Genomic DNA, 12,673 nt, shown 5'->3' on the forward strand with positions numbered 1-12,673 from the left:
CTAATCGTTTATTTCAATTATTTTAAGTACCCGCTTCTTTCTCAAATAAGATTCAATAAGATAATTAGCATCACGAGTACCGTTCATTGGTGTAATTATACTTTCTAAGATATGAATATTATTTATTTGATAGTTCAAATCATAGAATCCGAAGCCTACTAAAGAACCATTTTTAAGCAAAATAGCACTTTGTTCCCCAATTTCTCTACCCTTGTCAACCACAACAACTTTATTAGCCTTAATGCTGTTTTGTGTAGTTGCAGCTATAACTCGTTTATTATATTCTTCAATGTCTTCTTTGTCTATACATGCGCCTTTACAATTACCATCATCATAGCCGGAACAATTGTTTCGAGCTTCACTGATACCGTTTACTTTTTCGCACAGACCAAATTCTTTGGTAATTTTATACAAATAATTCTTAGCACTGAATACACCGTTAAAAAGCCCTAATGGCTCTTTACATTCTCTATAAGGTTTAATGTCTAAAGAAAAATAACCATTTTCGTTTACGCTTTTGCAAATAGCGTGGCTATACATTCTTTTTTTAGGAATGCTACTGTATTTAGGTCTTAGTTTTAAAAGTTCTTCATGTTCCTTTAAAATAGCTACAAGTTCATTACCCGTAAGTTCAAAAGTAACTTTCTTGGTTTCCTTGGTTAGCTTTCTAGATTTATCATTGGTCTTGGTAAATATCTGATTGACCCTCTTTTTTATATCGCTTGTTTTACTAAGGTGAATAATGTCTCCATCTTTATTATGCATATAAAAGACTCCGGTTTTGTTCGGTAGGTCTCGCACAATATCCAATTGTTTTTCAGAAAGTTCACCTTGGGTTTCTTTTCTTATAGTGTCTTTAATGATTATTTTTTCAGAATCTTTGGCAAGTAACAGTTTAAACAATTTTATGGTTGCCAAAGCATCACCATTAGCGCGGTGTCTATCACTTACCGGTATACCTAGGGATCGTACCAATTTACCTAAACTGTATGATTCCGCATCTGGTAATAAAAGCTTAGATAGGTCTACGGTACAAAGGGTTTTGCGTTCAAAATTATAGCCTAAACGTCTAAATTCGGTTCTTAGAATTCTATAATCGAACTGGGCATTATGGGCTACAATTACGGTATCTTCCGTAATCTCAATAATACGTTTGGCAACCTCATAAAATTTAGGTGCCGTTCTAAGCATTTTACTATTGATGCCTGTTAGTTTAACCACAAAAGGTTGTATATCCCTTTCCGGATTTACTAAGCTAATGAATTTGTCAACTACTTTTTGTCCATCAAATTTGTGAATAGCAATTTCGGTGATTCCCTCTTCATTAAATTTTCCTCCGGTAGTTTCAATATCTAAAATTGCGTACATGTATTATAATATAATTTGTGGGGTAGTAATGTTTTAGATATTAATTTCTAGACCCAAAGATACTACTTCCTATACGTACCATGTTACTGCCTTCTTCAATTGCGATTTTATAATCACCACTCATACCCATAGAGAGGGTAGTAAAATCGGTATAGTTATTACTAAGTTTTGTGTAAAGTGATTTTAAACCGCTGAACTCCTTGCGAACCTGATCGTCATTATCAGTAAAGGTTGCCATGCCCATTAGACCTACAATCTTTACATTTTTGTAAGCCTTAAATTCTTCGTTGGCTACCAATTCAAGTAATTCTTCTTCATTAAACCCAAATTTTGTGTCCTCTTCGGCAATATGTACCTGAAGTAAACATGAGATGGTACGGTTATGTTTTTCTGCTTGTTTATTAATTTCCGCCAACAATCTAGGGCTGTCAACCCCATGAACCAAAGAAACGTACTCAGCCATGTATTTGACTTTATTGCGCTGCAAATGACCGATCATATGCCATTCAATATCTTTTGGTAGGTTCTCCCACTTTTCTGTCATTTCTTGAACCCTGTTCTCTCCAAAAACACGTTGTCCCTCATCATAAGCTTCCTGAATAAATGACATTGGTTTTGTTTTAGATACGGCAACTAAGGTTACGGTATCAGGAATGGTTTCTTTAATGGCTAATAGGTTTTCTTTTATAGACATATGAACTTCAATTCTAGAATGCTTTATTTAGTGAACTGATTTGATACAACTTCAGCTTTTCTGTTTGCGGAATAATCGTAAAATCCTTCGCCAGATTTTATTCCCTTTTTTCCTGCCATTACCATATTTACAAGTAATGGGGATGGTGCATATTTAGGGTTTTTGAAACCGTCATGCATCACGTTTAAAATAGAAAGACAAACATCTAATCCTATAAAATCCGCTAATTGTAACGGACCCATAGGGTGCGCCATACCTAATTTCATCACCGTATCTATTTCTTCAACACCTGCAACGCCATGATGCAATGTTTCAATAGCTTCATTGATCATAGGCATTAAAATTCTGTTAGCAACAAAACCAGGGTAGTCGTTCACTTCTGTCGGTATCTTTCCTAATTCTTTAGAAAGCTCCATAATTGAGGTTGTGGTCTCGTTAGAAGTGCTATAGCCTCTAATAATCTCCACTAATTTCATTATGGGAACCGGATTCATAAAATGCATTCCAATAACTTTTTCAGGTCTATTGGTAGCTGCGGCAATCTGAGTTATGGAAATAGAAGAAGTGTTTGATGCTAAAATAGTATTTGCATCACAGAAATTATCAAGCTCTTTAAAAATTTTTAATTTGATGGTTACATTTTCCGTGGCAGCTTCAATAGCAAGATCTACCTTTGATACACCTGCTTTCAATTCTGTAAAAGATTTGATATTTGCTAGTGTATTTTCTTTGTCGGATATCGTTATTTTTTCTTTAGCTACCATTCTGTCCAAATTCTTGGCTATGGTGGCAAGACCTTTATCTAAAGCTTCTCTAGAAACATCAATTAGGTGAACTTGAAATTTGTTTTGGGCAAATACATGGGCAATTCCGTTGCCCATTGTTCCTGCACCTATAACTGCAATTGTCTTCATATTTTATTTGGATTAAATGCTGCAATAATTTGTAGAGCAACTTTTAGCGCTTGTGTACCTTGTTTTAAACTTACAACAGGAGTTGTATTGTTATTTATAGCGTCTGCGAAAGATTCTAGCTCATCTAGAATAGCGTTATTGGCCTCAATAGATGGGTTTTCAAAATAAATTTGTTTTTTGATACCTTCGGCGTTTTGTAGAATCATATCAAAATCTCCCGGTTCTTTAGGAGCATTTTTCATTTTTACGACTTCCACTTTCTTCTCAAGAAAATCTACCGATATATAAGCGTCTTTTTGAAAGAAACGAGATTTTCTCATGTTCTTTAAAGAGATTCTACTAGCCGTTAAATTCGCTACACATCCGTTAGCAAACTCTAATCTGGCATTAGCAATATCTGGAGATTGACTAATAACCGAAACTCCGCTAGCGTTTACCTGTATTACTTCAGAATTTACAACACTTAGAATAGCGTCAATATCATGAATCATTAAATCTAGAACAACCGGCACATCAGTACCTCTAGGGTTAAATTCAGCCAATCTATGGGCTTCAATGAACATGGGATCTTTTATAGCGTGCTTTACAGAAGTAAATGCAGGGTTAAAACGCTCCACATGTCCCACTTGTCCCTTTACTCCATATTCCTCTTCTAGTTCAAGTAGTGAATTAGCTTCTTCTAGGGTGTGTGTAATAGGTTTTTCAATAAAAATATGCTTACTTTTTTCGATGGCTTTTTTTGCACAATCGTAATGCGAAAGGGTAGGGGTTACAATATCAACGACATCAACGGCACTAATTAAATCATCAAGACTTTTGAAATAAGTATATCCAAATTCCGAGCTAACCTTATCTCCATTAGAACTATCGGCATCGTAAAAACCAACGAGTTCATATTTTTTAGATTCATTTAGAAGTCTAAGGTGGATTTTACCTAGATGCCCAGCTCCTAAAACACCAACTTTTAACATTTGTTTCGTTTTCCTCAAAAATACGCATACTTAGGTACTTTTATCCTATGCAAGATTTCAATTTTAGAAAAAATAAATATAAGTTTTCGTTGGTTCTTCCGTCGTTTAAAGAACTTTATTAACTTTGAAGGACAAACCGACTACCATTGAAAGATACCTTAAAACACAGGGGAATGCGCAACCATTTAGCGCAAGTATTGATAGACAAAGGAATAGCTGATAAAAGTGTTCTGGATGCTGTTAGAGAAATACCTAGACACTTATTTATAGATAGTAGTTTTGAGGGGCATGCCTATCAAAACAAAGCTTTTCCTATTGCTGCGAACCAAACAATATCTCACCCGTATACCGTTGCTTTTCAAACTGAATTATTAGAACTTGAGCAAGGGCAAAAAGTTTTGGAAATTGGTACAGGTAGTGGTTATCAGACAGCAGTACTTTTAAAATTAAAGGTAAAAGTCTACACTATTGAAAGACAGTTGGAATTATTTAAAAAGACTAATATTTTCTTCAAGAAAATGGGTTACCGCCCTAAGCAGGTCATCTTTGGAGATGGGTATAAGGGTTTGCCTAAAGAAGCACCGTTTGATAGGATTGTTGTGACTGCAGGCGCACCTTCAGTACCTAAGGCATTATTATCACAATTAAAAGTAGGAGGTAGGTTGGTAATACCAATAGGTTTTGAAGAACAGATAATGACATTGTTCGTGAGAACTACAGAAAAGGAATTCTCTAAGACAGAATACGGTTCATTTAGATTTGTACCATTGTTAGAGAATAAAAACTAGCCGTTAAAATTCTTCTTTATACGATCAAGATCTCTCCTATTGTCGCGGTCTTTTATAGACTCTCTTTTATCATAAAGTTTTTTACCTTTTGCTAATGCAATTTGCATTTTAGCAAAGCCTCTTTCGTTTACAAATACACGAAGTGGTACAATGGTTAAACCAGAGGTATTTACTTCTTTACTGAGTTTTTTAAGTTCTCTTCTCTGTAATAGTAATTTACGCGCAGCTTTTGGTTTGTGGTTAAAGTGAGATGCATGAGAATATTCGTCTATCTGCATGTTAATAACAAATAGCTCATCTCTATCATTGAATTCACAAAAACTCTCTGAAATAGACGCGCGACCTTCTCTGATAGCTTTGATTTCGGTACCCGCTAAAACGATACCTGCCGTATATTTATCTAAAAGCTCGTATTCAAAACGAGCTCTTTTGTTCTTAATGTTTATTGTATTATGCATCACAGGCAAAAGTAAGAACATTTGAATGAATGTCTTAGCCTTTTAAAAGTTATTGCTAACGATATTATTTTAATCTGGACAGTTACAGTTGAAAATTAGTTTTTCTACTGAAGATAAGCCATTAATGATTTTAACGATAAACAAAGTTCCGTTTTCATTATCATCAATGTCATAATATTTTTGTTCGTCAATTAATTTATTTACAAATTCAGGAGTAGTGTTACTGTGACCAACGATTAAAACATTACTATTTAAATTGTCGGCTTTAAATTGAGCAATGTCAATAGTGCTAGGGTCGTAATACTGCACATCAATATTTTGCTTAACAGAAGTAGGTGCTGCTGTCATTGCGGTTCTGTTATAGTCTGTAGAATAAATAGCATTCAACTCCGTGTCGGCAAGAATTTCTGCCCAATGCATAGCCCTACCTAAGCCTTTTTGGTTGAGTTCAGGGTCGGAATCATCAGGATTATTTCTATTCTTTTCGGCATGTCTTATAAGATAAAATGTCGAAATTGAAGTTTCTTCTTGCGATGTATCGATAACCGGCTCATCTTTGCAAGAAAGATTGATTGCCAGAAAAATTAAAAGAACAATTTTTAATGCTTTCATGAAATTTTGTTTGGTGTATTAATTTAATAACTAAAATTACTTCAAAATAGTACTATAAATAGTCTATTTTTTGTTTTTTTGCATATGAAAAAATTTTGTGGGGCGCTTCTTATTGGTTTTGTAGTTCTAGGTCTAAAGGCTCAAGAAGTCGTACTTCCTACAGATTTTAGACAACAAAATTTAACCGAGTATAACGGGAGTTTAATTAATCCGGCATATAGTTTAGATCGTAATAATCCTTCTTCAGTGGCTTTGTGGGCTAGATGGCAATGGCAAACTTATGACGGAGATCCAACTTCATTATTTTTAAATTATACAGCAAGACTTAATGATGTTTCTGCTGCTGGTGTAGGTTTTTTTCAGCACAATACAGGAATTTTTCTAAATACAGGTGCAGCACTCAATTATGCTCATGCGATAGAATTAAGTGAAGGAGTTGTATTAGGGGTCGGTCTAAACGTATTTGCTTTTCAGCAGAAGCTGGCGGATGATCGTTTTTTTGTGCCTAACCCAATACAGACTTCTGCAGAAAACGATTTTATTTTACAGATGGCGCCAGGAGTTAATTTGAGTATTGATAGATTTAACATTGGCTTAGTATCTGAGAATTTATTTGACTATAATTTCTCTTCTAATGAACGAAATACAAGTCCTGAAGATAGAATGTTTCAAGCTTTGGTAAGTTATGATGTTCCTGTTAGTGTATTGAGTACGGATAATAGTTCTGTTTTAAGACCTATGCTGTACTATAAGACTATTCCGGGACTGGACAATCAAGTGGGAATGATGGCATTGTTAACAACAAACAAATATTGGGCGCAAGCAGGTTATAATAGTTTTTACGGCTTTTCTGGTGGTGTAGGAGGTCGTTTCTTCAAACGTTTCTCTTTTGGTGCCTTAGTAGAAGTGGGTACAAGTACAGATTTAAAAGGTCAAGACCCTTCATTTGAATTGGTAACATCTTATAAATTAGGAACACTACAAACTCCGAAAGAAAAACTTGAAGAACAATTAATTGCAGAGGAGAAAAAGCAAAAAGAGCAAGCGCTTATTAAGCAAGAAGAAAACGTTATAGTGTCTAATGAACTAACTAAGGCAGAAAAGTTAGCTCTTAAAAGAGAATCAAAAAAGCAGGAGCGTTTAGCTCTTATAGAAAGTAATAGAATTAAAGATTCCATTCAAAATGCCACGAATACTTCTAAATTGGTTGTTAAGGAATCTAGGAGAGATATTAGAAGAAAAAGAGATTCTATAGAAAGTGCAAGAAAAGAACAAGCAATAGCAGCTGCTAATGCTTTAAAACAGCAGAAGCAGCAAGATTCAATAGCAGCAGTAATGAAGAAGGAGGCTGCTGCTGTTGCACTAGCCCAAAAGCAGAGACAAGATTCAATTGCACAAAGTGAAGCCCTGGCAATGAGAAATGAAGTTGTAAAGGTAAGAGCAGGCGAGAAATATGAAGAAGTAACTAAAGAGGGTTCTTTAGAGCCTGGATATTACCTAATAGCAAATGTATTTGGTACTAAAAAGTACTTGGATGCTTTCTTAGCGGATATGCATAAGAAAGGGATTGATGCTAAATCTTTCTTTAGACAAAAGAATAAATATAATTATGTGTACCTGGCTAAATACAATTTCATAAAAGATGCAAGAGAAGCTAGAGATTCCAAACTTGGAGGAAAATACACTGATAAAATATGGATCTTCAGAGTAACGGGTGAGTAGAAAACTTATCCGTTATCATATTATTAGTAGAAACCCAAGAATCAAGAATAGTATTGAAATTTACTTTAGTTCTCTTTTGATTAGCATATCTAAATACGTAACCGTGTTCAATAAGTATTTACGATCCTTTGTAATGGTAGCCATTGAAATTGCTCCTTGAATAATAGTAAATAGTTGTTTTGAGAACTGTAGTGGAGAAACTGGTAGTTTAAACTCTCCGTTATTAATACCGTTTTCGAAGACCAAGGCTATTTTGCCCTCAATTTCCTTAATGGATTCTTTTGCTGCGGCAGCAAGTAGTTTGTTATTGTGTTGAGCGTCTATACCAACATTTAAAATAGGGCAACCACCCATTTTCATTGTAAAAATGTCATACTTTTTATAAAAGTCAAGAAGATTTTCAATTTTAGCCATGGTATTATCTTCAATTGATAAGTGCTCATCAATAGCAGTAAGCAATAAACTTCTGTTGTATTCAAAAGCAGCTAAGGCAAGAGCCTCTTTATTTTCGAAGTTACCGTAAAGTGCACCTTTAGTTAAATTGGTGGCGTCGGTTAAATCGCTCATACTAGTGCCTACATACCCATGTTTGTTAAATACAGGTGCGACAGTCTCAATAATGAATGCGGTAGTTCTTTCGGCTTTGGTTGACATAATAGACTGTTTTATGTAAAGATAAATAATCTATACTGTATGGTATAAATTGTTCATAAAAAAAAGCGCTCATATATTTCATATGAACGCTTTTCTAACAAATTTTTAAAATTTAGACTGTAATTTCCTCTTGATTCCTAAAAACTAGACCATTGTCAAAGGCGTCAAGTAATACAACGCTATCGGCTTTAATTTCTCCGCTTAGCAAAGCCTTGGACATATTGTTCAGAACCTCTTTTTGGATAGTCCTTTTTACAGGTCTTGCGCCAAATTGCGGGTCGTAACCTTTCTCTGCCAAATAATCTATAGCTTCTTCTGTAGCATCTAAAGTAATTTGTTGATGGTCTAACATTTTCTTTAAACTATCTAGTTGAAGTCTTACAATTTCTTTGATGTTGTCTTTTGTTAGAGGGGTAAACATGACAATGTCATCAATTCTATTTATAAACTCAGGTCTTACAGTTTTCTTTAATAGACCTAGTACTTCAACTCTAGCAGCTTCAGTTGCGCTATAAACGTCTACTGCATTTTCAAAGGTATCTTGAATGATATCACTACCCATATTACTGGTCATGATGATAATCGTATTTTTAAAATCTGCAACACGACCTTTATTATCTGTAAGTCTACCTTCATCCAATACTTGTAATAAGATATTGAAAGTATCTGGATGTGCTTTTTCTATTTCATCTAACAACACCACAGAATATGGTCTTCTACGAACCGCTTCGGTTAATTGTCCGCCTTCATCATAACCTACATATCCTGGAGGTGCACCAACAAGTCTGCTTACCGAATGTCTTTCTTGATATTCGCTCATGTCTATCCTGGTCATGGCATTCTCATCATCAAATAAATAAGATGCCAATGTTTTTGCCAACTCGGTTTTACCAACACCTGTTGTTCCTAGGAAAAGAAACGAACCAATAGGTTTTTTAGAGTCTTGTAAACCGGCTCTACTTCTTCGTATAGCATCAGAAACCGCTTCAATAGCTTCTTCTTGACCAACTACACGTTTATGGAGCACTTCTTCAAGCTTTAATAGTTTTTCGCGTTCGCTTTGCAACATTTTAGTAACTGGTATGCCTGTCCATTTTGCGACTACTTCAGCAATATCATCACTAGTAACTTCTTCTTTAATTAGAGTTCCTGCATGTTGCTGCTCGGCAAGATCATCTTGCAATTTAGTCAGGTTTTCCTGCGCTTCTTTAATTTTACCGTACCTGATTTCCGCTACTTTACCATAATCACCATTTCTTTCGGCACGTTCGGCTTCGGCTTTAAAATTCTCAATATCCAATTTTGTCTGCTGAATATTGTCAACAACAGATTTCTCACTCTCCCATTGGGCGAAAATTTCGTTTCGCTCCTCCTTAATATTGGCTAAATCTAGATTTAAGACCTTTAACTTCTGCTTGTCGTTTTCGCGTTTAATCGCTTCAATTTCAATTTCAATCTGCATAATCTTACGATCAAGAACATCTAGCTCTTCAGGTTTAGAATTAATTTCCATTCTAAGTTTAGAAGCCGCTTCGTCCATAAGATCAATAGCCTTATCCGGCAAAAATCTATTGGTAATATAACGTTGCGATAGTTCTACTGCAGAAATAACCGCCTCATCTTTGATGCGAACCTTATGGTGCGCTTCATATTTCTCTTTAATACCTCTAAGAATAGAGATGGCACTTTCAGTATCTGGCTGGTCTACGACAACTTTTTGAAACCTTCTTTCTAAGGCTTTATCTTTCTCAAAATACTTTTGGTATTCATCTAATGTCGTTGCACCTATTGATCTTAATTCACCTCTTGCAAGGGCTGGTTTAAGAATATTTGCAGCATCCATGGCTCCTTGACCGCCACCTGCGCCAACTAGGGTATGTATCTCGTCAATAAATAAGATAATATTACCATCTGCACTTACAACCTCTTTAATTACGGCTTTTAAACGTTCCTCAAATTCTCCTTTGTATTTGGCACCTGCAATTAAGGCGCCCATATCTAGGGAATAAATTACTTTATCCTTTAGATTTTCAGGAATATCGCCTTGAATTATTCTATGTGCTAAACCTTCTACAATAGCGGTTTTACCAACACCTGGCTCACCAACAAGAATAGGATTGTTTTTTGTACGTCTCGATAGAATCTGAAGGATTCTACGAATTTCCTCATCACGACCAATAACCGGGTCTAGTTTGCCGCTATCCGCAAGTTCATTTAAGTTCTTTGCGTACTTTTTAAGCGAGTTGTAGCTATCTTCGGCACTTTGAGAAGTAACTTTATCTCCGTTACGCAATTCGCTAATAGCAGCCATAAGATGCTTCTCTGTTGCTCCTTGATCTTTCAAAATTTGGGCTATTTTACTTTTAGATTTTAAAATAGCTAGAAAGAGGTGTTCTATAGAAACATATTCATCTTCCATATTTTTGGCGATGATACTTGCTTCGTTTAAAGTTTTACCTGCTTCTCTTGAAAATTGAATATCGCCACCTTCCACTTTAGGAAAGCTAGCTAACTCTTTTTCAATAATTTGTTGAACCAAAGAAAAGTTAATTCCCAATTTTTTAATTAAAAAGGGCATTACGTTTTCTTCAACCTCGGTAAGGGCTTTAAATAAATGTTCGTTCTCAATTTGCTGATGCCCGTGATTTTGGGCAATCAGCTGGGCTTGTTGAATAGCCTCCTGTGATTTTATAGTAAAATTGTTTATATTCATTTTCTTTCGGTTTTAGTTAATTGTAATACTTTTGATATGTAATAGTCAACAATCTTACCAATTGAATTTACAAGACAAAATGGCTGTAAATTAGAAAATTTGAATGACAATAAGTCAGTTGTGTGTTGTTGAAATGACAATATTAAATTAAGAATTATATGGGAATATTTGGTAGTTTATTTGGTTCTAAAAGTGAAGATGAAGGTAGTTCTTCAGGAATTCCTTGGATTCCTCTAAATTCTGTGGATCAACTAAATAGTATTAAAGAAGCGTCTAAAGCTAGACCCCAAGTTATATTTAAACACTCCACATCTTGCGGGATCAGCAGAATGGTGCTAAATATGTTTAAAAGTAGTTATGGTCTTGAAGATGGCCAAATGGATCTGTATTTTTTAGATTTGTTAGCGAATAGGGATGTTTCTAATGCAGTAGCGTCAGAATTTGGGGTAATGCATCAATCTCCTCAGCTATTAATAGTTAAGAATGGGGTAGTGGTCATTCATGATTCGCATGGTGCAATATCAGATATTAAGCTAGAACAATATGTATAAAAAAAGCCCCGTATTTACGGGGCTTTTTATTAGTTGAAACGTTGTGTATTCAATATGGTCTTAAGATTATTCTTTAAATCTTCTCCTGCATCATAGACCATTTGTTCGTTGCTGGGGAATGGCACCCTTGCAAGTTGTAAAAGAGATACTAGGTCATTATCTAGCGCTCTTTTATCTCCATCATAATTTGCATATATATGCTCAAATTCGAATTGACTTGATAATGGGTATTGGTTTATCTTCTGTTGCTTTTTTAAATCTATGAAGCTTACCACTCCTGTTACTTGAGCGCTTTTAAATTGAGTAAATTGATAGAAATCACATCTAACGGTTTTAAACTTATCAACCTTTATACTGTTACCAAGACTGTCAGATACCACATTGCCATTTTGGTCCTCAACAAAGGTGTAACCATCTTTAATTTGTCTTTCCTTGCTAATTTGTTTCTCTCTAATTTGTTCTGGAGAAATATTGATATCTTGAAAGGAAACCTCCATTTGGTAGTCATACAATTGATTTTGTATTCTATTGGTATGGTATTCTGTCCAATTAGAATTTAATCCGTAAGTATTTAAATTTAATAGTTCGTCCTCTAATCTTTTTGGTATAATCTGATCTGTATTATTGATCATATCCACAATTACATAATCTAGCCCTTTTTCATAAGCTTCGTTGATTTTAGCAACAACGTCTTTATAATTGGGATTGATTTCATTTAAATAATTAAGATCGTTATAAGATTTTCTAAAGTCGGTTTTAAAATTTCCATCCTTCAATTGCGCAATGGCATTGGAGTAAAGGAATTCTGATAACTCAGCTTTAGCGTTAAGTATATCATCATCGTAATTTTCAAAAGTAAAATCAGCTTTTCTACCTTCATCTTCAATGTATAATGGTAGTAAAGGACGAATACGCTCTTGAATAGATTTTAACGTGCCATAGCTATTATAGATTTCCTCATAGTTTGCAGCATTGCCATCTTTTTTAAGAAATTTAATGTGTTGCAATTCTCTTTCGGTATTTTTTTTATACCCTTCTTCAAGAAGAACTATATATTGCTGATTACTTTTTTTGGTCTTATTTTCTGCAATATTCATTACCGCTTTATTGATTGCGGTTTCATAATTACCAGAATTAAGAGCTTCCTGTGTTTTTTTAACACCACTACATGCAAGTAGTAGTCCGATAAAACTAAATAGTAGAAATTTTTTCATATCTATTATTTTTT

At 34.7% G+C, this 12,673-nt stretch carries 12 protein-coding genes; 3 read left to right on the plus strand and 9 right to left on the minus strand.

The annotated features are described in order from the left end of the window. From ACJJVP_RS13610 to ACJJVP_RS13625, 4 genes are read right to left on the minus strand one after another with little or no spacing between them, the layout of a single operon-like run. Nucleotides 1–1,368 carry an exonuclease domain-containing protein gene (locus tag ACJJVP_RS13610; protein ID WP_405414365.1) on the minus strand — a complete coding sequence of 456 codons (1,368 nt, stop codon included), beginning with the start codon at nt 1,366–1,368 and terminating at the stop codon, nt 1–3. 40 nt (nt 1,369–1,408) lie between these two features. After that, nucleotides 1,409–2,062: a YggS family pyridoxal phosphate-dependent enzyme gene (locus tag ACJJVP_RS13615; protein ID WP_405414366.1), complete on the minus strand. Its 654-nt coding sequence runs from the start codon at nt 2,060–2,062 to the stop codon at nt 1,409–1,411. 23 nt (nt 2,063–2,085) lie between these two features. Then, on the minus strand, nt 2,086–2,976 hold the full coding sequence (locus ACJJVP_RS13620) for a 3-hydroxybutyryl-CoA dehydrogenase (RefSeq protein WP_405414367.1): 891 nt from the start codon (nt 2,974–2,976) through the stop codon (nt 2,086–2,088). Then, nucleotides 2,973–3,947 carry a Gfo/Idh/MocA family protein gene (locus ACJJVP_RS13625; protein WP_405416201.1) on the minus strand — a complete coding sequence of 325 codons (975 nt, stop codon included), beginning with the start codon at nt 3,945–3,947 and terminating at the stop codon, nt 2,973–2,975. Before ACJJVP_RS13625 ends, ACJJVP_RS13620 begins: the two co-directional genes overlap by 4 nt. Nucleotides 3,948–4,093: 146 nt before the next feature. Between ACJJVP_RS13625 and ACJJVP_RS13630 the strand changes: the two genes are divergently transcribed. After that, complete coding sequence (locus ACJJVP_RS13630; protein WP_405414368.1) at nt 4,094–4,735, plus strand: protein-L-isoaspartate(D-aspartate) O-methyltransferase; 642 nt, start codon at nt 4,094–4,096, stop codon at nt 4,733–4,735. On the opposite strand, the gene smpB is transcribed toward ACJJVP_RS13630, so the two are convergent. After that, nucleotides 4,732–5,193: an SsrA-binding protein SmpB gene (smpB, locus tag ACJJVP_RS13635; protein ID WP_405414369.1), complete on the minus strand. Its 462-nt coding sequence runs from the start codon at nt 5,191–5,193 to the stop codon at nt 4,732–4,734. The two genes, ACJJVP_RS13630 and smpB, sit on opposite strands and share 4 nt — an antisense overlap. A 69-nt stretch (nt 5,194–5,262) precedes the next feature. Beyond that, nucleotides 5,263–5,805 carry a SixA phosphatase family protein gene (locus ACJJVP_RS13640; RefSeq protein WP_405414370.1) on the minus strand — a complete coding sequence of 181 codons (543 nt, stop codon included), beginning with the start codon at nt 5,803–5,805 and terminating at the stop codon, nt 5,263–5,265. A gap of 84 nt (nt 5,806–5,889) precedes the next feature. Between ACJJVP_RS13640 and ACJJVP_RS13645 the strand changes: the two genes are divergently transcribed. Beyond that, a complete protein-coding gene (locus ACJJVP_RS13645; RefSeq protein WP_405414371.1) occupies nt 5,890–7,527 on the plus strand; it encodes a PorP/SprF family type IX secretion system membrane protein in 1,638 nt (545 codons plus the stop codon). 60 nt (nt 7,528–7,587) lie between these two features. Here the strand turns inward: ACJJVP_RS13645 and ACJJVP_RS13650 are convergent, their stop codons facing one another. Both ACJJVP_RS13650 and clpB read right to left on the minus strand, forming a co-directional pair. Next, on the minus strand, nt 7,588–8,181 hold the full coding sequence (locus ACJJVP_RS13650; RefSeq protein ID WP_405414372.1) for a TetR family transcriptional regulator C-terminal domain-containing protein: 594 nt from the start codon (nt 8,179–8,181) through the stop codon (nt 7,588–7,590). Nucleotides 8,182–8,293: 112 nt separating this feature from the next. Then, nucleotides 8,294–10,894, minus strand: a complete 2,601-nt coding sequence (clpB, locus tag ACJJVP_RS13655; protein ID WP_405414373.1) for an ATP-dependent chaperone ClpB — start codon at nt 10,892–10,894, stop codon at nt 8,294–8,296. Nucleotides 10,895–11,052: 158 nt separating this feature from the next. Between clpB and ytxJ the strand changes: the two genes are divergently transcribed. Next, nucleotides 11,053–11,445, plus strand: coding sequence for a bacillithiol system redox-active protein YtxJ (gene ytxJ / locus ACJJVP_RS13660; RefSeq protein WP_405414374.1), 393 nt, complete (start codon nt 11,053–11,055; stop codon nt 11,443–11,445). A 29-nt stretch (nt 11,446–11,474) separates the two neighbouring features. Here the strand turns inward: ytxJ and ACJJVP_RS13665 are convergent, their stop codons facing one another. Then, nucleotides 11,475–12,659: a hypothetical protein gene (locus ACJJVP_RS13665; protein WP_405414375.1), complete on the minus strand. Its 1,185-nt coding sequence runs from the start codon at nt 12,657–12,659 to the stop codon at nt 11,475–11,477. Nucleotides 12,660–12,673 lie beyond the last annotated feature (14 nt).

Source organism: Maribacter sp. Asnod1-A12, from assembly GCF_045063735.1.
In the GTDB taxonomy this organism is placed as follows: Bacteria; Bacteroidota; Bacteroidia; order Flavobacteriales; family Flavobacteriaceae; genus Maribacter.

Excerpts from the sequence above, each read along its gene's own strand:
- ACJJVP_RS13620 (WP_405414367.1), bottom strand. The coding sequence starts at position 2,976 with ATGAAGACAATTGCAGTTATAGGTGCAGGAACAATGGGCAACGGAATT.
- ACJJVP_RS13665 (WP_405414375.1), bottom strand. The coding sequence starts at position 12,659 with ATGAAAAAATTTCTACTATTTAGTTTTATCGGACTACTACTTGCATGT.
- ACJJVP_RS13625 (WP_405416201.1), bottom strand. The coding sequence starts at position 3,947 with ATGTTAAAAGTTGGTGTTTTAGGAGCTGGGCATCTAGGTAAAATCCAC.
- ACJJVP_RS13640 (WP_405414370.1), bottom strand. The coding sequence starts at position 5,805 with ATGAAAGCATTAAAAATTGTTCTTTTAATTTTTCTGGCAATCAATCTT.
- clpB (WP_405414373.1), bottom strand. The coding sequence starts at position 10,894 with ATGAATATAAACAATTTTACTATAAAATCACAGGAGGCTATTCAACAA.
- smpB (WP_405414369.1), bottom strand. The coding sequence starts at position 5,193 with ATGCATAATACAATAAACATTAAGAACAAAAGAGCTCGTTTTGAATAC.
- ACJJVP_RS13615 (WP_405414366.1), bottom strand. The coding sequence starts at position 2,062 with ATGTCTATAAAAGAAAACCTATTAGCCATTAAAGAAACCATTCCTGAT.
- ACJJVP_RS13610 (WP_405414365.1), bottom strand. The coding sequence starts at position 1,368 with ATGTACGCAATTTTAGATATTGAAACTACCGGAGGAAAATTTAATGAA.
- ACJJVP_RS13650 (WP_405414372.1), bottom strand. The coding sequence starts at position 8,181 with ATGTCAACCAAAGCCGAAAGAACTACCGCATTCATTATTGAGACTGTC.
- ACJJVP_RS13645 (WP_405414371.1), top strand. The coding sequence starts at position 5,890 with ATGAAAAAATTTTGTGGGGCGCTTCTTATTGGTTTTGTAGTTCTAGGT.
- ytxJ (WP_405414374.1), top strand. The coding sequence starts at position 11,053 with ATGGGAATATTTGGTAGTTTATTTGGTTCTAAAAGTGAAGATGAAGGT.